Below are 20435 nucleotides of genomic sequence, written 5' to 3' on the forward strand. Positions count from 1 at the left end.
GAGTATATGAAAAAGCACCTGGCTTATGCAGGTGCCGATCGGGATATCTTTTCGGATGGGGCTATTGATGAAATTTACCGTTTCTCAAGCGGAGCCGCCCGTCTTGTCAACAAGGCATGTACACATTGCCTACTCTATGGTTCGCAAAACGGACGCAGGATTATTGACGACCATATGGTTAAACTGGTGATTCAGGGAGAACTAGTTTAATTGGCAGTTTCATTTGCTGCCGGGACTGTTGGTCAGCATTTCCGGCAGCATTTGGACAACTAACACAGTCTATTTCTGGACACTATGCGCCAGCAACAACACGTTATATCTCCATTCTGCAATTTACCATAGAACGAAAAAAAATGAGGTATATCAAAGGGCTACACCCTTTGATATACCTCATTTTTAGCTGGTGACCCACGTAGGAATCGAACCTACAACCTACTGATTAAGAGTCAGTTGCTCTGCCAGTTGAGCTAGTGAGTCAATTATGGCTAGGGCGGCAGGACTTGAACCTACGAATGCGGGAGTCAGAGTCCCGTGCCTTACCAGCTTGGCTACGCCCCAATAGCTATAGATAAAACTTTTTATTTCAATAAGTATTATATATATCTATTGGGGTTTTGTCAAATCAATTGTTATGCAGTGATTGCCTTCTCTACAGCTTTGGCATTAGAGTTAGTGACCCATTTTCCACATTGTTTACAACAAACTGTCGCACCAGGCAATGCCCAAGCCAATGTTTTTCCACATTTATCGCATGTATAGGGAATTAATAACGGCTGTGTTTGATTATTCATAGTAACACCCCTCCCGTCCAGCTTGTCTTATTACCTTTTATTTCCATGTAGACTTTTATATTCCTGCCTACCTTAAAAATAAAATAATGAATTTTGTACTATCCTTCAGCCTTAAACACAGTTTGACCATAAAACACTACGTAAGAGACAATTGCAGCTGATAATTTTTGTAAAATAAGAGAGGTTTTTATAGAATAATGTAGAAATAATATTACATAAAAGGAGGGAAAATACATTTATGAAAAATAAGCTTGTCTTTTTCCCTACGCAACAATTTTATAATGCAATTTTAGACTTAACACATGATTGTTTATTACTTGTAGATGTAAAAACAAAATTAATAGTGTACGCAAATAAGGCCTGTAGTTACTTATATGGTTATACACCAGAACAACTAGTAGGTCTGCCTATCTCTGTTATTAATATAACAGGAGACCAGATTATACAACAAAAGATGAGCAAAGTTATGCAGTGTTACCCTGAAACATATCGTTTTGAGTCTCTCCATGCAAGAAAAGATGGACATACTCTTAATGTAGAAGTAATATCACGGATGGTAGAGATTAATACTAGAAAATACTTTTTAAGTCATATAACCAATATCACCAAACAGAAACAAATGCAATTGCAAATACAAGGATTAATTCGTCAGTTAAGCAGTCAGGCTTATTATGACTATCTTACGCAGGCTTATAATAGAACCTATCTATTCAATAATTACTTAAGACGAATTACAAACCGCAATATCGGGATTATACTTTTGGATATTAATAAATTTAAAATAATCAATGATACCTACGGGCATCAAGCCGGCGATTTTATCTTAGTTGAAATAACTAAATACATCCGTTTAGATATCCACAAAAGTGGTAAGCTAATCCGATACGGTGGAGATGAATTGTTAATAGTTTTGGTGGATACTCATCTTGAAGAACTAGCAAAAGTAGCCGAACAAATTGAAACTGGTATTGCTAGTAAGGAATTTGTTTTCAACAAGCATAAGATACTCTGCTCAGTTAGTTCTGGTATAGCAAGCGACTTTGTCTTAAATACTAAAGATTTTGAGGATCTCATAAAAAAAGCCGATCATGCCCTCTATGTCAAGAAAAAGCAGGGAGTAGTCAGCACTTAAACAGATGAGTTAGAAATAAGAGGCACAAATTTCCTTTAAAGGGGAATTTGTGCCTCTATTTGGTCAACTCATTATTGATTGTCCTTTAAATGCAAAACAGCATTCATACTGCCGGTACGATACCCGGCCAAATCAAGCGTCACATAAGTAAATCCTAACTTACGCAATTCCGTACTAATCAATGCCGCTCTATCAGGCTGGGCCAACGCTGGAATATCCTCCTGAGATACCTCGATACGAGCCAGATTATCATGATGCCTAACTCTAACCTGCCCGCTGCAATACTGCTTAACAAAAGCCTCGGCGAGTTCGATCTGTTTAAGGCGCTCTGCTGTAACCGGCAAGCCGAAAGCTACCCGCGAGGAAAGGCAGGCTGCACTGGGTTTGTTCCAGGTAGGCACGCCCCACTCCTTAGATATTGCCCGAATTTCTTCCTTAGTCAGTCCGGCTTCTAAGAGCGGACTGCGAACGCCGGTTAGTTCATCGACGGCCCGCATGCCGGGCCGATAATCTGATTGATCGTCAGCATTCGAACCTTCTAATACCCAGGCTATCGCCTCAGCATCAGCCCATTGCCTTAACGCATCAAACCGCTCTTTTTTACAAAAATAGCAGCGATCTGGTGTATTGGCCACAAAGTCCTCGCTGACCAGTTCGCTGATATGTAAGAGCACATGACGAATACCGATTTGCCGGGCAATGGCGATCGCCTCTTGGCGCTCAGACTCTGGCAAGGTCTCCGAGTATGCGGTAACAGCCACAGCATGATCGCCTACCACTCGCTGCGCGGCTGCCGCCAAAAAGCTGCTATCAACACCACCTGAGAAGGCTACTGCCACAGTTCCCATTTCCTTTAACATTTGTGTTAGCTTGTTTATTTTTTCGGTAAGTTGCACCATAGTCCCTCCTGTATAGCTAATACTTAAATACTATAGTCACTACTGACAGCGTGAACTAACTCAAACTCCCGGAAAACCTGCTGTCGATAGGCAATAAGACCTGAGTCACCACGATTGCACGGCCTAGACAGCTTAATATCAATCATTCGCTGTATCCGCCCCGGGTTAGGTGTCATAATAGCAAGCCGCTGTGCCAAATATACAGCCTCATCAATATCATGAGTAACAAATATAATCGTTGGTTTCTTTTCCGTCCAAATCCTTAGCACCTCATCCTGCAGTCGGTAGCGGGTAAATGCATCTAACGCAGCAAAAGGCTCATCCATAAAAATAATGTCAGGCTCAACTGCCAGTGCTCTGGCGATAGCCACTCTCTGTTTCATCCCACCTGAAAGCTGACCAGGAAAACTTCTGGCAAACTGGGATAAACCCACTAATTCCAAATATTCTTCAGCCTTTTCTTTAGCAGCTTTTCTATTCATGCCCTTGGCTTCAAGGCCAAAAATGACATTACCCAAAACATTTCGCCAGGGAAACAGTCCATAATCCTGAAATATGGTTATGTGCTTGGAATCAGGTCGGCTGACAGGCAGGCCGTCGATAGTTAGGGTACCACTTGTTGGCTTTTCAAATCCAGCCATTAAGTTCATTAGGGTTGTCTTACCACAACCGCTTGGTCCGAGCAAGCATAAAAACTCGCCAGCGGTTATCTCAAGATTAACATCCACAAGTACATCAAGCGATTTTCCCTGCGTATCCAGAAAACTTTTACATAAGTTATTTATTTCAATCTTTGCCAAGTTATCACCTCTTTTTAGCCTACTCCCCATTTTCGGTTAATCCCTTTTTCTGCCCAACCAATCATTGTATTAATGAGAAGTCCCAGAAGGCCGACAACCAGCATACCACCCATGATCCAGTCTGTCCGCAAAAAGTTACGGGAATCAACGATTAAATAGCCTAACCCTGATTGGGCACCCAGCATTTCACCAGCCACCAAATGAATCCAGGCCACACCAATGGCAATGTTAAGTCCAATCATAATATAGGGAAAAGCAGCAGGTATGACGATCTTAGTAAACAGCATGGTTTTACCTACACCAAAATTCTGGGCGACTTTCAAATATACAGGGTCAACTTTCCTTACAGCGCTAATGGTTGATAACAAAATGGGAAAGAAAGCCGATAAGAAAATGATAAAGATCGCCGGGGCATTACCCACACCAAACCACAGCACGGCCAACGGAAACCAGGCGATAGGAGAAATTGGCCGCAAGATTTGCAGGATGGGCCCCAGCGCCTTGAGTGAATAGGTATGCCACCCAAGGAGTAATCCAAGGGGAACGGCGACAACTAATGCCAGACTATATGAAATAGTAAATCTGATTAAACTAACCTGAATGTGTTCCCATAATACACCGGTATCAGCCAATTCCATTAGGCCGGCAAAGACTTTCGCGGGCCCGGGCAACTGTTCATGCGTATAAAAGCCGGCAACAGCCTGCCATAGTCCGAGGAAAGCGGCAATAGCCAGCCACGGCAAAATGGCAGTTCTATTCAGGGTCTTTGTCTGCATAGTCAAATCACACCCCAAAAGCCTTTCTGGCAAACCGGTCATCGATATACTGGGTTAAATCAATTTTGTCTTTAGTAATTCCGAATTGAACCAAATAGTCTTGGGTGGCAGTAAAGTCCTTCAGATTGGGAACAAGATTGTCAAAGGTGATCCTGCCTTTAGGATTTGTCAGTACATGCTCAATGACTTCCTGCTTTTGACCCAGATATTTAAGCGACAATTTTGCCGCTTCCTGTGGATTGCCGTCAATAAACTTAGCTGCTTTGGCCAAGCCGCCTACCAGTTCCTCAACTGCCTCGGGGTTTTTCTGAATTAATTCTTCTTGAACGTTTAGTACGCAGCAAATGTGGTCATGCCAAATATCTTTGCTGAGAACCAAAACTTTACCGACTTTTTGTATCTCGGCTTGTCCGCCAAAAGGTTCCGCAACAATAAAAGCGTCAATTTTGCCTGTAGACAGCGCGTTAACCATCTCAGGCGGTGACATATCTAAGAATTTTACATCAGTATTGGGATTAATGCCTTTTTCGGTCAGTACTTTTTGTATGAGAATATTATGGGTGGAGAACTTGCTGGGGATGGCAATCGTCTTGCCTCTTAAGTCCTCAATGCGGGTTAGTTCAGGAACATTTTTAGCTGTCAATACCGAACCGTTGCGGTGTCCTAAGAATACGGCCTTAACCGGCACACCCTTTTGCTTCAGGCTCATGCCGATAGGGGTCAAGGCAAAAGCACCTTGGATTGCGCCACCTTTCAGAGCCTCTGCCAGTTCTGCCCAGCCTGAAAACTTGACAGGTTCCAGCGCAAATTGGCGAAACTCGGTCTGACCATGTGCAATCATGGTCAGATGATCGGTAATAGGTAAGTAGCCAACTTTTACTGTTGGTTTAGTTTTAGGTTGAGTGGAACTAACACCTGTCTGTCCACTACTGCCGCACCCAGCCAGGGTTAATCCACCAGCAAGGCCAACCGCCATGTAAACACTTTTTTTAATAAAATCTCTCCGGTTCATTTGTTTAACCCCCTAAACTATTTGCTGTCCCAGCCTAATTGATTTCGTCTCTGCTCAAGGTCCTCGACAATTTTCTGTCCTAAGCCTTTAGGATCAGGCAGCACCACCATAACAGATCCAAGCAAATCCTGAGTATCTTTAGCAAAAAAATCGGATACCTTGTCAGACCCCTGCACTGGGGCCTGAATGCAATGGTAAGAATTCAAACCCATTAACCGGAAACTCAGTGCCGCCCCCACGCCTTTTTCATTTGACCATTCCGGGCTGGCAAACGCAACCGGCATGTGTTTGAGTGGCTGCCCGCTCTTATCAGCCAGCGCCCTAAACAGGCCGGAAGCCCGGGCGTTATCCAGGCATTCTCCCATATGCCACACCGGTGGCAAATTTCTTGCGCCTAACACTTCGTTAAGTCCGGGGCCTGCTTTAGCCAATGCTTTTTGACTGCAATACCCCAGCTTTAAGAGCGGGAAAGAGGCACAGCCATTGGTAAGGACAATGATATCATTGGCAAGCAAAATATCAGCTACCTGGAGGATGGCCTGTTCGTAAACAACCTTGGGGTTGTTGCAGCCGACAAGGTTGACAATGCCTTTTATTTTACCGCTTTTGATCAGGGCTGCCAGTTCATCCAGACTACCAAATGCTTGAGTTATGTTCTCCACCGAAAATCCTACCTCAGCCTCTAAGCTGACTTCAGGAATGTATACATTCTCTTTCTGCCGCGCGGGGTAATTGCTGATAGCCAGTCTAACAATCTCTTTGGCTTGGTCGAGTGTCTGATTCATATTAGAATGCTGATGGTCAAAGGCCATATGAATAGCTCCAGGCAGACGGCAGGAATCACTGGTCGTAATCACTTTGGTATGGAAGCAGGCGGCTACGTCCATAATCGCCGGATAGATATCCTGCAAATCAGCTACCCACGTATCAAGTGCACCTGTACCCATAATGAGCTCCGCACCAAGCGAGTTGCTCAAGGGATGAACCTCGCCGTAACGGTATAAAGATGATAAGCCGGAGCAGCAAATACCATACAGACGGATGCCAGCGGCCCCCTGTGCTTTGGCTAACTCGACAAGTTCCTGATCCCGGCTGGCCTGTACCAAAGCCGAAGGCAGAACAGGTGAATGGCCGTGCAAAGCAATATTAACATACTCTTTTTTAAGAGAAGCAAAGTTAGTCTCGATTTGGCTGCGTTTGGGTGGTCCATAGAGACAGTCGGCGGCAATCGATGGTCCGACCACACTGTTCCAGGAAAAAGCCAGTCCACAGCGCAGCAGTTGTTTCATCAGGTTTTCCCAATCGCCGTCGGTTCCTGTTCCTGTACGGTGTAAGGCTTCAAACACCTCATGATATGAGCTAATAGGAATAATGTCCAGCTTGGACCAGGTCTCTACCCTCTCAGGTGGTGCCATAGCGATAATTGTCCGGTGGGTGGCTGGCACAGCGCGGGACATGTCTTCAAGCAGCAGATCGGCAAGCTGCTCTGCCAGCTCGGCAACTGTTTTATCCTCTTGATAGATCCCAAATGCTTTAGCTGTTGCCAGGACTTTTTCCGGTCCTAAAAGCGGCAAAGCCAACTCCCCGCTGGCCGCTTTTTTAAGAGTCAGCAAGACTTCCCGCCCCCGCGCGCCATGCGCTGCCACACCGGCGGCTACCCAGCGCAAAATGTTACGGGCAACGATTACATGGGCATCGGCACCGCAAACCCCCTTGGGGCTTTTTTCAGTAATCCGACATGGTCCCATATTACAAATCCGGCAGCACGTGCCTGCCAACCCGAATGAACAATGCGGTTTCTGGGCATCAAATCTGTCAAATGCAGTAGGAATACCGGCTTTATCTAGATGATTGAGCATAGCCCTGACCCCCGGGTCAGGTGTTTGTTCAATCACTTTTTGTTTAGACGGGAAGGTTTTGCGATAATCATTAATGGCGTCAAAACTCATGGTTACCCCCAAAAACTTTATTACTTTTCCCTCAGAAGATACCCTATTTCTTTACCTTCTAAATTACTATAGAGTTCTTGGCAAAAAAATAAAAGGCCAAAGAATCACCCATACTCGGGCGATTCCTGGGCCTTCAGTCTGTCTAATCAGCCTAGGTAATGTATACTTTTTTGCAACGTTGTATCAAGATATTATCATAGCCTTATCAATTTTGTCAATAACGGAGTGCCGCTAGAATAGATAGATACTCCTGATTTTCATATCGTCAGGCAACGAATTTGTGCCACCGCCGTTTAGCCAGGCAACTGGCATATTATCAGCACTGATATCAAGCTCGTAGCGTATTTTGTTGCCTTGCGCCACAGCATACAGCGAATCAGCATACTCAATTGAGCTTACACCGCCTGACCGTCTTAACTCACCTAACGTAGCGCCTACACCAATACCATTAGCGGTTTTGTAACGTGTATCAAACACGTGGATAGCTGTAATAATTTTATCCTGTCCTTCTTTTACCTGAGCAACAAAGGCCGTTAGTGACGGCAGGCCGGTACCCCGTTCATTTACCCTCAATACCCGGTAAGTTCTGCCACCAAGGTATTCTTCTCCTGCAGTTACGGCTTCTGTACCAAACCGTTGATACAAACTTTCGGCAGAATTTCCTACCCCGATGGCACCAGCATAGCCTGAGGCCAAAACAAATTCGCCTGGCGGCGCAGTGTTTGAAGCTGTTGGTCTGGCAGAGCCGGCCCTGCTGGCAGGAACAGAACTATTTTGGGCTAGCTGCGGCAGCTGCTTAGTATTATTTGGTTTTGTCATTTTTTCAGTCTGTTTAGCAACAGGCGTTACCTTATCCAAATCTTCCTTGAGTTCTTTCACTCCAGCTTTAACCAAAACCTCAAGTACTCTGCGGTCATTCCTTGCTTTAGCCATGTTGACTACATTATTGCCTTTGATATCATTGACTGTAAGGACAGCACCCTTCTGTAACAAGGTAGCTACCACATCTGCATGACTGTTCCATACGGCTTTCATCAGGGCTGTCTGTCCCTCTTTATCACGGCCATTGACATCAGCACCTTTATCCAGCAACTGCTTAACAACCACAGAGCGGCCATAAGCAGCAGCAGCATGCAGCGGTGTAAACCCGTCATTTTTCCGGTAAGAATCAGGCGACATGCCAGCCTCTATAAACAGCACAGTAATATCTTTTTCTCCTCGACCGGCATATTTGACAAATTCATCAGCAGTAAAACCTACACCCATTCGAGCAAGCTGATTTTCCGGCAAATTAGCGGCTTCCAATTGGTCCCTGCTGTTCACAATGCCATAGTAAGCACCCAAACCGACAACGGCAGGCAAAAGAATGAGCGCAACATAGACCAGATGCTTGGCCTCAATCTTTGCGAAAACCGCACCGAGAGGCAGTTTGATTTTGTCAACGGCTCCTGCAAAGTCAGGTTTAGCCGGCTTGGGGAGCTTTACTGCTTTAATCTTTTCAATTAGCGAATTAATTTTTGCTTTAATATCCACCCACATATTCAATTTACACTCCATAGGTAAATTTAGCTGTATATATATTCGCTTTAGATACTTGTTTTTCCTTTTTCGGCATTGTTAGTAAAAAATAATAATGTATTTATTGGTAACCGAATTTTTGTAGAGGTGAAATCGACAGTATCATAGCTTTATAGAAACGCCTTTTTGTATAGCGTATATCTATATTAATATAGATATCTCATATTTTTAATTAATATATACTTGAGTTATACTATAGCCAAACATCAAACTTATTTCATGTAACTATATAAATGAGGTGTAAAGTATGGAGAAAAAAGTAATTGCGGGTATCCAAAACGATAGTCCTGCCATTGAGTGGGAATTGCGTAGCGACTTCGATTTCATTCGTAAAAAACATATGCAGGCTATGAAAGCAGCTCAAGAGTTACTAAGTAGTGCTGACACTTATGGTACGACTACTTACGATTCTTTAAATAGTGGAAAGCTATCGCGATTAATTGACTATGTAAAAAGTGGTAGTGCTTCGGAGGAATAAGTCCGTTACTCGGTGCTTAGTGGTTTCAAAACAGTTATTTCAAAACAGTTAAACCGCAGCAGCATTGGCGAGACCTGCTACTGCGGTTTTTATCTATACCACTTGAACTTTATATTCGCGCATCCAGTGGTCAGCCTGAATGAGATAGGCAAAGAGCTGAGGCCCGCTCATAAGTTGACCAAACCACGGAATGTTAGACGCAGACAGATCTGTCTGTGCAATTTCTTTAAGTTTATCAATAGCAAGAATATCTTTTAACGGGGATGTGGGGTCGTTTAAGATGGTAAGTGCTTCACCGACAACGGCCCGGGTATAGGCCGGATTGTGCGTTTTGGGATAGGGACTTTTTTTTCGCCACAGTACATCCTCAGGCAGAATGCCCTCTAAGGCATGGCGCAGCAGCCCTTTCTCCCGGTTTTGATAGTTTTTCATACTCCAAGGCACATTCCAGACATATTCAACAATGCGGTGATCGCAGAAGGGAACTCGGACCTCTAAACCAAACGCCATACTCATACGATCCTTGCGGTCAAGGAGGGTTGGCATGAACCGCGTGAGACTGAGATAAAATATTTCGCGCATTCTGGCCGAACGTGCATCTTCACCAGGCAGGTGCGGAACTTCAGCCAATGCATCACTGTAACGCTGTGCAACATATTCAGCAGGCTTAATTTTAGCCTGAATTTCCGCCTTAAGCCAAGGAATACGGATTTCCGGCCGCGGCGACCAGGGGAAGGTTGTGGCATTGATCATATCTTCCCGCTGAAACCAGGGATAGCCGCCAAATACTTCGTCTGCGCACTCGCCAGATAAGGCAACTGTAGCGCCTTTTTTTATTTCACGGCAGAACAAATACAATGAAGTATCAATATCAGCCATGCCTGGCAAGTCACGCACTAACGCAGCCGGCTTGAGACTCTCTGCCAACTCAGGCGTATCAAGTAATATATTATGGTGATACGTGCCAAAATGCTCTGATACCCGGGTAACCCAGGGTGCATCAGGATTAGGTTGGAAGCTGTTCGCTTTAAAATGCACTTCATTGTCTACATAGTCAACAGAATAGGTATGGAGACTTCCGAGGTCTGAGTGTTTATGAGACATGACAGCTAACGCAGTAAGTGCACTTGAATCAAGCCCGCCTGATAACAGCGTACATAGCGGTACATCTGAGACTAACTGACGTTTGGCCGTGTCAATTAAAAGTTCACGGACTTTGGATGATGTAACACTAAAATCGTCGGTATGCGGTCTTGATTCAAGCGCCCAATACTGTTTAACAAACTTTCCCTGTCGATTGTATATCATACAGTGTCCAGGCTTTAGTTCCTTGACATCACGAAAGACACCATGCCCTGGCGTCCGGGATGGCCCAATCATAAACACTTCCGCTAAACCCTCTTCATTAATTTCTGGGCGGACCAGAGGATTCGCCAGCAAAGTTTTAAGCTCTGAACCAAAAATAAAACTACTGCCTCGCTCGGCGTAAAATAATGGCTTAACACCAATGCGGTCACGGGCTAAAAACAGACTTTGATTGGCTTCATCCCAAATCCCAAAAGCATATATGCCGTTGAACCGCTCAACACAGGCCGGCCCCCACTCGATAAAGGCCACTAACAGTACCTCGGTATCGCAGTGCGTACTGAACCTATGTCCCCGGTCTTCCAGTGCCAGTCTGATCTCTGGCGTGTTATACAACTCACCATTATAAGTAATGACAAATTTCTGATCACCGCGAAACCGGATCATGGGCTGCGCACCGCCCACAGGGTCAATAACACTAAGGCGGCGGTGCCCTAATGCTGCGTGCGGCGTAATATAAGCTCCCTGCGCATCTGGTCCGCGTGCAGCCAGTGTTTCAACCATGGCTGATAAGATATGACTTTTTTCTGTTAAGTTTTCCTGCCAGTCAATCCAACCGGTAATCCCACACATTGTTTAATCATCTCCTGCAAAAAGATATAGCCTGTGAGCGTCAAGCCAGCTCTCTGGCGTGCTGCACAGGCGACTTTGCCCACGTGTTGATTTACATGCTTATAGATATGCGCTTGGGGAAACAATTGTCACAGATGATTAAAAATATGTATGGTGCGCGGTATGTGCGGATACGCTAACTTTAATCACACCTGATTCAAGCAGGGAGGAATTTACTATGAGCGAAACCAAACAGACCTCAGGAATAATTGTTACAACGCCGAGTGCGTCAGCAAATCCAGATTATCAGGAAGGTGCCGACATTGACAACGCTGGCGCAGTATACCATGAAAGTGGACTTGATGCCACCCAGGATGCCCTCCGGACAGAGGAACTCAAGCCTGGCAATAAACACGCTACAAATAGCTTGGTAGCAAGAATGCTATGGGGGCATGAAGAAAAGGTCAGTCTTAACGTACGTGTTTCCGAAGACGGCGCTTTGGATTTGAATGATGATGTACGTTAAAAAAGAAAAAACAGGCCATCTATGGCCTGTTTTTTACTAACCGTGACTTCTGTCACAGCGCAGAGCGTATTGATTTGCTAAACTAAAAACAAAGATATCCTAAATTCCAAAAATATGGAGGTTTTAGTTATGGAAAAACAGTTTATAAAAAATATTGAGTTCAGCAAAGCCCTGGAAATGGTTAACTTGGTGGATTATCAGCCTGGTAAAGTCGTAAGCCTGACTTTATCACAAAACAAGACACTCAGCATGACATTGTTTGCATTTGCTCAAGGCGAAGCAATCAGCTCCCATTCGGCTCCTGGAGATGCCATGGTGTATATCCTTGATGGCCAAGCAGAAATTACCATCGGCGACAACAAAATCATGGCAACAACTGGCCAGGTAGTTGTTATGCCTGCCGGAATTCCGCACGGTCTGGATGCTGTTGGAAACTTCAAGATGCTGCTCGTACTTGTTATGTAATTATAACCTCAAATCTACCCCAAGAACACCCTTGATTGCCCCCATACTGTCAGCGATCGGCAGCGAAATGGTTAGGCACGGCTGGTGGGATATAGCCGAAACATACACCTGTGATATGTAGAACTTCCCTTGTTTGGCTTGTTTAAACCATTCTCTGGTCTGAGCATTAGCAATTCCAGCCGGTGGTAAGGAAACAACAAACTGACCATCTGTAAGATTAGTCCAGGCGGCCTCAAGCTCAGGATTTTGAGCCAGCAGGCCGCTTAGTATTTCTTTGTGCCCAGCCGCATCCATACCGATGATTTGTTGGTTTTTCACTGTTTGTTCAAGAATACTGCGTAGCTTGGCTACTTTGCCGTCAAGTTCGGCCTGCTGGCGACTACCAATGTCAATCAGTGTAATCTTTCCGGTAGTTGCCACCAGATGTTCAGCCACCTCAGCCAACACATCTCCCATATGCCGGGTATCACCAAGATGTTTATCCTGCTGTTCTATCGAACTAGCGACTGTCGTCATCCGGCTAGCTGCTTCAGCAGCCATGCTGGCAATCTGTCCTAAAAAGTCTGCCGTTTTTTGCGTGGCGCCAAACTGGTTCTGCCTAGCAACACTCGCCTCTGCCATTTTTTCTTCCACCTGGGCACTAGCCGCTAAAATAGCCTGAAGGCTGGCATCGGCTTCCCTCATTTCTTTGGCTCCGGTTTCAACGGCGGCTGTCCCGACCTCAGCAGCCTTTGCCGCTGCCAATACGCCACCGTCAATCTCGGCCAACAGTTTATTTGCCGAGTTAGCGGCAATCGCACTGGCATCTGATAGTTTCTGAATTTCTTGCGCCACAACGGCAAAACCTCGTCCATGCTCGCCGGCCCGGGCAGCCTCAATGCTGGCATTAAGTGCCAGGAGGTTGGTCTGCGCCGATATTCCTTGGATTGTAGCCAGAAAGCTATCAATATCTCTTGCCATTTGCGTCAAGGCCATAATTCTTTCTCCCACTTCGCCCGAAGCCTGACGGATCGAGTCCATGGCTATTGTTACTTTTGCCGCCGCCTGATAGCCTTGCTCTGCCATATTTTTCGAAGTAATAGTATCTTGGTAAATATCCTCCGCTACAGCAGTAATTGTTTGCGTTGCTGCCATGACCTCATCAATTTGCCTGGCTGCGTGTTTAGTAGCTCCGGCAATATCCTGAGACAGTTGGTCGGCAGTACCGGCTTCTTTACGAGCTTGTTCTGCCAGGCAGGCCGCTTGACTGATCACATCATTCACTTGTTCTACTGCTGCCGAAACCTGGCTTGATGATACCTGGGTTTCCTGGGCGAATATCCGCAGCATATCGGCTAATGCGGAAATGTTACTTGCTAAAGGATGCAGTTCTGCCGGATACTCATCTAAGTTAATCATTATAGACATATCACCGGCTGAATACTGACCAGTTATTTTACTTAATTTTTCAATCGCTTTATTTTTCCCGAACCATAATGCCATAACGCACTCCCCTTGCCTCGTTTCAAGTGTATGAATTCTTTCAGTTTTCCAATAAATATACTACAAGTTATGTTGGCAACGCAAGAGCAAATAAAACTCAGTACATACCAGATTAGACATCTTTGCGGGCAGTCTGCGACATATGTACATTTGATCAATTAGACAAAATCCCGCATCATTTCCCAGGAAATAATGCGGGATTTTCGTTATTGGGACAAAACCTGAGCCAGATGATAGAGTTCTGGATCAATGTCTTTTTTCTTGCCAACAGCATCCCCAATGGCTACCTCAACACATTGACGATTCCTATAGCCAATCATGATATCTGTTTTTCCGTCAAGCAGCGCTCTAACAGCAGTTTCAGCCAGCCGGCTGGCCAGCAATCTGTCAGATACCGTTGGCGCCCCGCCGCGCTGGATATGGCCAAGAATTGATGCCCTAGTCTCTAATCCCGTATTGGCCCGGATGTTCTTACCAAGATCAATCGCACTACCTGCACCTTCGGCCATGACAACAATACTATATTGCTTACCTTTAGCCCGAGACTCTAACAATTGTTTATAAATATCCTCTTGGGAAAATGGCTCCTCCGGAATCAGAATGATTTCAGCGCCACCGGCCAAACCCGCAGTAAGCGCAATCCAACCACAATTCCGGCCCATGACCTCTACCAGCATCACCCTTCCATGAGATGAAGCTGTATCCCGCAGTTTATTAATAGCATCAAGAGCAGTATTTACCGCGGTATCAAACCCGATGGTATAATCGGTTCCCCAGATATCATTATCAATTGTCCCAGGAAGTCCTACGAATTTAATGCCGAGTTCACCCAGATATTTGGCCCCTGTAAGTGATCCATCGCCACCAATAACAATCAATCCCTCAATCCCACGGGCTTCTAAATTGGCGACCGCCTTTTGCCGGCCGGCTAAGGTCTTAAATTCCTCACTACGGGCGGTCCCCAAAAAAGTTCCACCCTTTTGAATGATATCCCCTACTGACCGTGAATCTAATACCTTCATATCACCAGCGATCATGCCAGCATAACCATTTCTAATTCCCCAGACCTCAGCACCATGCGCTAACGCCACACGGACTGCCGCACGGATTGCAGCATTCATCCCTGGGCAGTCGCCCCCGCTGGTTATTACCGCAATTTTCTTCACATTACCCCTGCCTTTCTCTAATCAAGTCAGTGTATGCAGCGAAACTTAGCCGCTCTTAACTTCTACCTCTACATTGGATAAATCTTCTATATATTTCGGCAAATATAACCAATTGCCTTCTGCTATTACAAAAATCCATCAAAAAGTTTGCCTATTTAGAGATATTTTGTCCGCATATCTAAATTAGAAACATCGCCACAATCGTGGTAACAATCAGTCCTGATACTACCGGAATCAGATTACGCCTGGCAAGTTCAAAAGGACTAACGCCGCAGATAGCTGCTGCCGGAATCAGTGCCCACGGCACCAGCGTACCGCCCCCAACCCAGATAGCGGCAATTTGCCCCAGCGCCGTCAGTGTCGCAATCCCAGAGCCAATAGCAGCAGCAAACAAATGTGCAATCGATCCTGCTAAAGATATTCCAGAAAAACCCGAGCCATCTAAGCCGGTTATTGCACCAACAATTGTTAATGTAACAGCACTAACCCCAGGATTTAGCGGTACTATCCTGGCAATCGCCAAACCGATATCATTAACAATGCCCTGCGAACCTGAAGGTAATACCTTGCCTAAAATTTGATCAATTCCGGCATCACCCAAATAAAAGAAGGCGGCAATTGGAATGACAGGGCCAAAAACAGTAAAGCCGAATTTGAAACCATCGATCAAATATGTAGTCACTTTCTCTAATCCCTGATTTCTATGGGCCAACAAAGAGATAAGTGCCAAAATAAATACTGCCGTACCGCCGATCAGCGCGGTAGCCTCTCCCCCCTGTAGATTAGCTACATACATAATACCTACATCCAAAAAAAACAAGACAGGCACTATGACTGCAAGAGAATTTTTCATAGTATTAGACAATACACCTAAAATCATCTCATCATTTTCTTTTGCATATAGAGAAAACTTATCATTTGAAAGTTCTATTACCTTATTGTCAAGACTTCCGCCAGGCTGCGTATCCCGTATTAGCAGCCAATAGGCAGTAGCCGTAGCTACAAACCCCATCACAAATACGAGTGGCACACTAGCACTTACAACACTTTGTACAGGAATGCCGGCCGCAGCTGCCGTTAGTTTAGGCGCAGCCTGAATAACAAAATCCCCAGACAAAGCTATGCCATGCCCAAACAAATTCATAGCCACAGCCACCCCAATGGCTGGCAATCCAGCCCTGACTGCCACAGGCAAGAGGACTGCCCCAATAAGTGCCACTGCCGGCGAAGGCCAGAAAAACCATGAAATAACCATCATTAATAAGCCTGTTATCCAATAAGCTTGGGACGGAGTACAGATAAGTTTGGTTATTGGAGACACCATAGCCTCATTAATGCCTGTAGCCAGCAGAACTCGACTCATAGCGACAATAATTGAGATAATCAGGATGGTACCTAACAATTCGGTAATTGCATAAATAAAACTGTTAAAGATTCCGCTGACAGCCTGGTAAACTGAACCTTTTACCATTAAGCCAATAATGAAAATCCCAACAATACATACTACCGACGTATCCCGGCGCATCAACATGACTCCGAGTATCGCAACAATGAATAGTAAATACACATAATGCAGCGCCGTAAGCTCTACTCCCATACCGCTCTCCCCCCCTTATGCTCTATAAGTAAGCCGTGTTACCCTTAGCTGCTTTTAAGAAAGTTATACTTTGGGTCAGGGTAAAATATGCAAAAAGGGAAGATTTAGTTATTTTCCCACCTCCAAAAAATCTCCAGGATAGCCTATCACGATGAGTATCATACTAATCAGGGTGATATAATGCAGAAAACAGTGACAACAATATTACTACTTCTATTTCTACTTACTACAAGTGCTTGCAATACCCTTAATGCTCCACAGTCAAAACCGGAGCCAGCTACACCGCCGACTCCGCTCACTAATCAGCCAGCTTCACAACCTGATTGGGCGAGGCAACTTCATGGCAGCTTAAATCAATTTGATGGTAAAACCGGGCTGTATGCCAAAAACCTGAAAACCGGCCAAAATTTCAGTTTTAACCAGGATACTATTTTTCCTACAGCTTCTACCCATAAACTTGTAGTCGCCCTTGCTATCTACAAATATTTATATGCTGAAGCCTCAATCACTGATAAGAAGCGTTATGATGCTAACATTAAGAAAATGCTGGTAGTCAGCGATAACCCTGCTTTTTATGAGCTTTTAAACGATATTGAACATAAAAAGCCTGATGCCCTTACTCGCGTATTAGCAGACCTCAACCTTGTCCACACAAGGATACATAGCCGCGAAGCATTTACAAAATACGGCTACCACAGCGTCACAACACCCGCTGAAATGGCAGTAGTCTTTGAAACAATATATAATGAAGTTTATCTTGGTAAAGAATTCTCGCTCATATTAAAAGAAGAATTGTCCAAAACGATTTTTAAGGAAGAAATCCCCCGCTTCATGCACAATGCCAAGGTATTTCATAAGGTAGGCGAACTACCTGGGGTACAATGTGATGTTGGTATTGTCGATGACGGTCGTGATCAAATACTTATTAGCTCTTACACATCCACCCACCGCCCGCCTCCATATGCCAGTAATTTTATTGCTAATATATCGGCCAAAGCCTATAATCTGCTTCGCACCAAGTAAATTCCTTCTAAATAGTAGCTCCAGTGGCGTCACGCAGTTGTGGCGCTTTTTTTGCGCCCTACTTAAACACATCTCATTTTTAAACATATCGTAGCATACTTATCTTACAACCGAGCTTTTCGAAATGAGGAATGAACATGTTTATATTTTATGCTCTGGCCGGAGTTTTCTGTCTGGGATTAGCACCGCTATTTGGAAAAGCAGTCTTAAACAGCGTAAATCCTGTTACAGCATTTGTACTACGAACTATGATTGCTGCGATTATCATAGCGGCCTGGTTCCTTAGCGCTAGAGGCTATAACGAACTTCTAACCGTTCCTCCCTCTCTCTGGATTATCATTACGACCGAAGCCGTTCTGGCAGCATTGCTTGGTGATTTAGCCTATTTCTACGCCTTAAAAGAAGGCAACATTAATGAAGTCTCACTTATTATGTCCTGTGCTCCACTAGTAACCATCAGCTTAAGCTATTTCCTATTAAATGAGATTATTACCATCAGCCAGCTCATCGGCGCTTTTTTCATAACCATCGGGTTGATTTTAATTAGTTTATAAAAAAGGATACTATTTCCACTAACTACGGAAATAGTATCCTTTTTTAAGTTTTTATTGTATAGGCGCTTTCCTACATTCATCTTACTGCTAATACTGCTGTACTACCTAACTGGTGGCTGTCTGTGATTTAACTGCCGGTATGATATACCGAGCGGCGATGGCCATCAGAATGACACCACCGCCTATCAGCGACCAAAGACCAGGCCCCTCACCAAGAAGCAGAAACACCCAAAGGGGATTGAGAATTGGTTCGATCATGGTAATGATCGAGGCTTCGAGGGCGGTTACATATTTGATAGCAATAGAATAAAGGACATAAGCTAAGCCAATTTGAATACATCCAAGCGCTACAATGGCTGCCCATCCGCCTACTCCGGGTGAACCCTCAAACATAAACGGCAAGCCGCATAAAAAAGTCAGAATATTACCCAGCAGTACTGATCCAAACGGAGAACCGTCTTTTTGAAGTCGCATGGATACAGCCATAACCGCCATAGACATTCCACTGACGATGGCCAATAAATTACCGGCAACTCCCCCTGCTGACATTTGGTCCTGGAAAAACAGCAGCATACCACCGCCAACAAAGCTGATAGTCACCCAATCGTACAGACTGGGCTTTTCATTTAAAAATATCACCCCAAGGATTGCCACAAAAATCGGACATGTATATTGCAGCAAAATGACATTTGCAGCAGTAGTCAGTTTTGTCGCTGAAACAAAAGTCAACATCATCACGGCATAGGCCGCGCCTCCGCAAAATGACGCTCTGTTCCAGCAAACCGGTGAGTGGCGAAAAGCCGCCCAAATGACGAAAGCAGCGATGGCGCTTCTGGTACCGGCGATCGCCATTGGGTTCCAGTCAATCCATTTAATCCCTAATCCGCTGGTGCTCCACAACACGGCAGTGACTGCAAGCAAAAGGATACCTCGCAAACGATCAGAAATTCTAAAACTATGTAACCAATTCAATATAACACCCACTTATATCGATTATTTAAAAAGGATCTCTATGTCAAGATACTCCTATTATTGTCTGGCGTCAATTGTTAGTTTAGAACGCTTCATATTATAAAAAAAGCCAAACGAGATATATTACCTCGTTTGGCTTCTAATGTCATGGTTGCGGGAGCAGGACTTGAACCTACGACCTTCGGGTTATGAGCCCGACGAGCTACCAACTGCTCCATCCCGCGATATAGTTACGACTGTTGATAACGCACCATCTGCGTCGTTGTCGCTCCGGGCGTTCCCTCCGACGTACTTTCCAGTACGACTACGGGTACGTCCTCACTCCGCCTAGCATATGTCACGTTCTGAACAGTCTAAGACAAATACCTTATTGGTACTCCCTCAAAACTTCACAGAAGAAAGACTGCGCAATTGGTTTATTGATGTTTGCACTTGCAAACGAGGTAGTTAAGTCAAGTCCTCGGCCTATTAGTACCAGTCAGCTGCGTGGATTGCGCCACTTACACATCTGGCCTATCTACCTTGTCATCTACAAGGGGCCTTACTTCTTTCGAATGACAGACCTCATCTTAAGGCTGGTTTCACGCTTAGATGCTTTCAGCGTTTATCCTTTCCGAACGTAGCTACCCAGCTCTACCCCTGGCGGGATAACTGGTACACCATTGGTCCGTCCACTCCGGTCCTCTCGTACTAGGAGCAGTTCCCTTCAAGTCTCTTACGCCCGCGATGGATAGGGACCGAACTGTCTCACGACGTTCTGAACCCAGCTCACGTACCACTTTAATGGGCGAACAGCCCAACCCTTGGGACCTACTTCAGCCCCAGGATGTGATGAGCCGACATCGAGGTGCCAAACCTCCCCGTCGATATGGACTCTTGGGAGAGATTAGCCTGTTATCCCCAGGGTAGCTTTTATCCGTTGAGCGATGGCCCTTCCACTCGGTACCACCGGATCACTAAGCCCGACTTTCGTCCCTGCTCGACGTGTTTGTCTCGCAGTCAAGCTCCCTTCTGCCTTTACACTCTTCGCGCGATTTCCATCCGCGCTGAGGGAACCTTTGGGCGCCTCCGTTACTCTTTCGGAGGCGACCGCCCCAGTCAAACTGCCCGCCTGACACTGTCCTTAGTGTCGTTACTACTTAAGTTAGAACTCCAGTAAATAAAGGGTGGTATCCCAACAGTGACTCCATCAAGACTTGCGTCCCAATTTCTCAGTCTCCCACCTATCCTGTACATCATTTACCAAAACTCAATGTCAGGTTGCAGTAAAGCTCCATGGGGTCTTTCTGTCCAGTCGCGGGTAACCTGCATCTTCACA

Annotated in this window: 19 protein-coding genes, 3 tRNA genes, 1 rRNA gene and 1 pseudogene; 8 read left to right on the plus strand and 16 right to left on the minus strand. The window is 45.2% G+C overall.

Features of this window, described 5'->3' with window-relative positions; all coding sequences use genetic code 11:
- A pseudogene (locus B9A22_RS23740) lies at positions 1-210 on the plus strand (AAA family ATPase); the annotation flags it as partial.
- Between the two features lie 191 nt (positions 211-401).
- Here the strand turns inward: B9A22_RS23740 and B9A22_RS23745 are convergent.
- The 3 genes from B9A22_RS23745 to B9A22_RS25720 form a co-directional block, all read right to left on the minus strand.
- Positions 402-477, minus strand: a tRNA-Lys gene (locus B9A22_RS23745).
- A gap of 5 nt (positions 478-482) precedes the next feature.
- A tRNA-Gln gene (locus B9A22_RS23750) sits at positions 483-558 on the minus strand.
- A 71-nt stretch (positions 559-629) separates the two neighbouring features.
- Positions 630-791: a hypothetical protein gene (locus B9A22_RS25720; protein WP_176215671.1), complete on the minus strand. Its 162-nt coding sequence runs from the start codon at positions 789-791 to the stop codon at positions 630-632.
- Positions 792-1029: 238 nt separating this feature from the next.
- Between B9A22_RS25720 and B9A22_RS23755 the strand changes: the two genes are divergently transcribed.
- Entirely contained in the window at positions 1030-1923 is an 894-nt protein-coding gene (locus B9A22_RS23755; protein ID WP_084578417.1) for a sensor domain-containing diguanylate cyclase, read from the plus strand.
- Positions 1924-1994: 71 nt separating this feature from the next.
- Here B9A22_RS23755 and larE read toward each other — a convergent pair whose 3' ends face one another.
- From larE to B9A22_RS23785, 6 genes are all read right to left on the minus strand, one after another.
- Complete coding sequence (larE, locus tag B9A22_RS23760; protein ID WP_084578418.1) at positions 1995-2822, minus strand: ATP-dependent sacrificial sulfur transferase LarE; 828 nt, start codon at positions 2820-2822, stop codon at positions 1995-1997.
- Positions 2823-2845: 23 nt separating this feature from the next.
- Complete coding sequence (locus B9A22_RS23765) at positions 2846-3622, minus strand: ABC transporter ATP-binding protein (protein WP_217806044.1); 777 nt, start codon at positions 3620-3622, stop codon at positions 2846-2848.
- A gap of 14 nt (positions 3623-3636) precedes the next feature.
- Positions 3637-4398: an ABC transporter permease gene (locus B9A22_RS23770; protein ID WP_084578420.1), complete on the minus strand. Its 762-nt coding sequence runs from the start codon at positions 4396-4398 to the stop codon at positions 3637-3639.
- Positions 4399-4405: 7 nt separating this feature from the next.
- A complete protein-coding gene (locus B9A22_RS23775; protein ID WP_084578421.1) occupies positions 4406-5410 on the minus strand; it encodes an ABC transporter substrate-binding protein in 1005 nt (334 codons plus the stop codon).
- Between the two features lie 17 nt (positions 5411-5427).
- Positions 5428-7359, minus strand: a complete 1932-nt coding sequence (gene cooS / locus B9A22_RS23780) for an anaerobic carbon-monoxide dehydrogenase catalytic subunit (RefSeq protein ID WP_084578422.1) — start codon at positions 7357-7359, stop codon at positions 5428-5430.
- A 231-nt stretch (positions 7360-7590) separates the two neighbouring features.
- Positions 7591-8916 (minus strand): ankyrin repeat domain-containing protein, encoded by a 1326-nt coding sequence (locus B9A22_RS23785; RefSeq protein ID WP_084578423.1) that lies wholly within the window; start codon positions 8914-8916, stop codon positions 7591-7593.
- A 268-nt stretch (positions 8917-9184) separates the two neighbouring features.
- On the opposite strand from B9A22_RS23785, the gene B9A22_RS23790 reads away from it, so the two are divergent.
- Positions 9185-9415, plus strand: coding sequence for a hypothetical protein (locus B9A22_RS23790; protein WP_084578424.1), 231 nt, complete (start codon positions 9185-9187; stop codon positions 9413-9415).
- Positions 9416-9508: 93 nt separating this feature from the next.
- Here the strand turns inward: B9A22_RS23790 and asnB are convergent, their stop codons facing one another.
- Positions 9509-11353: an asparagine synthase (glutamine-hydrolyzing) gene (asnB, locus tag B9A22_RS23795; RefSeq protein ID WP_084578425.1), complete on the minus strand. Its 1845-nt coding sequence runs from the start codon at positions 11351-11353 to the stop codon at positions 9509-9511.
- On the opposite strand from asnB, the gene B9A22_RS25725 reads away from it, so the two are divergent.
- From B9A22_RS25725 to B9A22_RS23805, 3 genes are all read left to right on the plus strand, one after another.
- Positions 11353-11532, plus strand: a complete 180-nt coding sequence (locus tag B9A22_RS25725) for a hypothetical protein (RefSeq protein WP_176215672.1) — start codon at positions 11353-11355, stop codon at positions 11530-11532. The genes asnB and B9A22_RS25725 overlap by 1 nt on opposite strands.
- Before the next feature lie 38 nt (positions 11533-11570).
- Positions 11571-11858, plus strand: coding sequence for a hypothetical protein (locus tag B9A22_RS23800; protein ID WP_084578426.1), 288 nt, complete (start codon positions 11571-11573; stop codon positions 11856-11858).
- Positions 11859-11987: 129 nt separating this feature from the next.
- Positions 11988-12323: a cupin domain-containing protein gene (locus B9A22_RS23805; RefSeq protein ID WP_084578427.1), complete on the plus strand. Its 336-nt coding sequence runs from the start codon at positions 11988-11990 to the stop codon at positions 12321-12323.
- On the opposite strand, the gene B9A22_RS23810 is transcribed toward B9A22_RS23805, so the two are convergent.
- The 3 genes from B9A22_RS23810 to B9A22_RS23820 all read right to left on the minus strand — a co-directional run bounded on the left by B9A22_RS23810 (position 12324) and on the right by B9A22_RS23820 (position 16568).
- Complete coding sequence (locus B9A22_RS23810; protein ID WP_084578428.1) at positions 12324-13805, minus strand: methyl-accepting chemotaxis protein; 1482 nt, start codon at positions 13803-13805, stop codon at positions 12324-12326.
- Positions 13806-14011: 206 nt separating this feature from the next.
- Positions 14012-14971, minus strand: coding sequence for a 6-phosphofructokinase (gene pfkA, locus B9A22_RS23815; protein ID WP_281252437.1), 960 nt, complete (start codon positions 14969-14971; stop codon positions 14012-14014).
- A 178-nt stretch (positions 14972-15149) separates the two neighbouring features.
- Positions 15150-16568, minus strand: a complete 1419-nt coding sequence (locus B9A22_RS23820) for a hypothetical protein (RefSeq protein ID WP_084578429.1) — start codon at positions 16566-16568, stop codon at positions 15150-15152.
- 180 nt (positions 16569-16748) lie between these two features.
- Between B9A22_RS23820 and B9A22_RS23825 the strand changes: the two genes are divergently transcribed.
- Both B9A22_RS23825 and B9A22_RS23830 read left to right on the plus strand, forming a co-directional pair.
- Positions 16749-17591: a serine hydrolase gene (locus B9A22_RS23825; RefSeq protein ID WP_084578430.1), complete on the plus strand. Its 843-nt coding sequence runs from the start codon at positions 16749-16751 to the stop codon at positions 17589-17591.
- 137 nt (positions 17592-17728) lie between these two features.
- Entirely contained in the window at positions 17729-18145 is a 417-nt protein-coding gene (locus tag B9A22_RS23830) for an EamA family transporter (RefSeq protein WP_084578431.1), read from the plus strand.
- A gap of 105 nt (positions 18146-18250) precedes the next feature.
- Here B9A22_RS23830 and B9A22_RS23835 read toward each other — a convergent pair whose 3' ends face one another.
- The 3 genes from B9A22_RS23835 to B9A22_RS23845 form a co-directional block, all read right to left on the minus strand.
- Positions 18251-19066: a DMT family transporter gene (locus tag B9A22_RS23835; RefSeq protein ID WP_245824123.1), complete on the minus strand. Its 816-nt coding sequence runs from the start codon at positions 19064-19066 to the stop codon at positions 18251-18253.
- A 199-nt stretch (positions 19067-19265) separates the two neighbouring features.
- Positions 19266-19341: transfer RNA gene (locus B9A22_RS23840), tRNA-Met, on the minus strand.
- 224 nt (positions 19342-19565) lie between these two features.
- Positions 19566-20435: ribosomal RNA gene (locus B9A22_RS23845) — 23S ribosomal RNA — on the minus strand; the annotation flags it as partial.

The sequence above is a fragment of the Sporomusa malonica genome (assembly GCF_900176355.1).
In the GTDB taxonomy this organism is placed as follows: domain Bacteria; phylum Bacillota; class Negativicutes; order Sporomusales; family Sporomusaceae; genus Sporomusa; species Sporomusa malonica.

Coding starts and splice junctions, on each gene's coding strand:
- B9A22_RS25720 (WP_176215671.1), bottom strand. CDS start 791: ATGAATAATCAAACACAGCCGTTATTAATTCCCTATACATGCGATAAA.
- B9A22_RS23755 (WP_084578417.1), top strand. CDS start 1,030: ATGAAAAATAAGCTTGTCTTTTTCCCTACGCAACAATTTTATAATGCA.
- larE (WP_084578418.1), bottom strand. CDS start 2,822: ATGGTGCAACTTACCGAAAAAATAAACAAGCTAACACAAATGTTAAAG.
- B9A22_RS23770 (WP_084578420.1), bottom strand. CDS start 4,398: ATGCAGACAAAGACCCTGAATAGAACTGCCATTTTGCCGTGGCTGGCT.
- B9A22_RS23775 (WP_084578421.1), bottom strand. CDS start 5,410: ATGAACCGGAGAGATTTTATTAAAAAAAGTGTTTACATGGCGGTTGGC.
- cooS (WP_084578422.1), bottom strand. CDS start 7,359: ATGAGTTTTGACGCCATTAATGATTATCGCAAAACCTTCCCGTCTAAA.
- B9A22_RS23785 (WP_084578423.1), bottom strand. CDS start 8,916: ATGGAGTGTAAATTGAATATGTGGGTGGATATTAAAGCAAAAATTAAT.
- B9A22_RS23790 (WP_084578424.1), top strand. CDS start 9,185: ATGGAGAAAAAAGTAATTGCGGGTATCCAAAACGATAGTCCTGCCATT.
- asnB (WP_084578425.1), bottom strand. CDS start 11,353: ATGTGTGGGATTACCGGTTGGATTGACTGGCAGGAAAACTTAACAGAA.
- B9A22_RS23800 (WP_084578426.1), top strand. CDS start 11,571: ATGAGCGAAACCAAACAGACCTCAGGAATAATTGTTACAACGCCGAGT.
- B9A22_RS23805 (WP_084578427.1), top strand. CDS start 11,988: ATGGAAAAACAGTTTATAAAAAATATTGAGTTCAGCAAAGCCCTGGAA.
- B9A22_RS23810 (WP_084578428.1), bottom strand. CDS start 13,805: ATGGCATTATGGTTCGGGAAAAATAAAGCGATTGAAAAATTAAGTAAA.
- B9A22_RS23820 (WP_084578429.1), bottom strand. CDS start 16,568: ATGGGAGTAGAGCTTACGGCGCTGCATTATGTGTATTTACTATTCATT.
- B9A22_RS23825 (WP_084578430.1), top strand. CDS start 16,749: ATGCAGAAAACAGTGACAACAATATTACTACTTCTATTTCTACTTACT.
- B9A22_RS23830 (WP_084578431.1), top strand. CDS start 17,729: ATGTTTATATTTTATGCTCTGGCCGGAGTTTTCTGTCTGGGATTAGCA.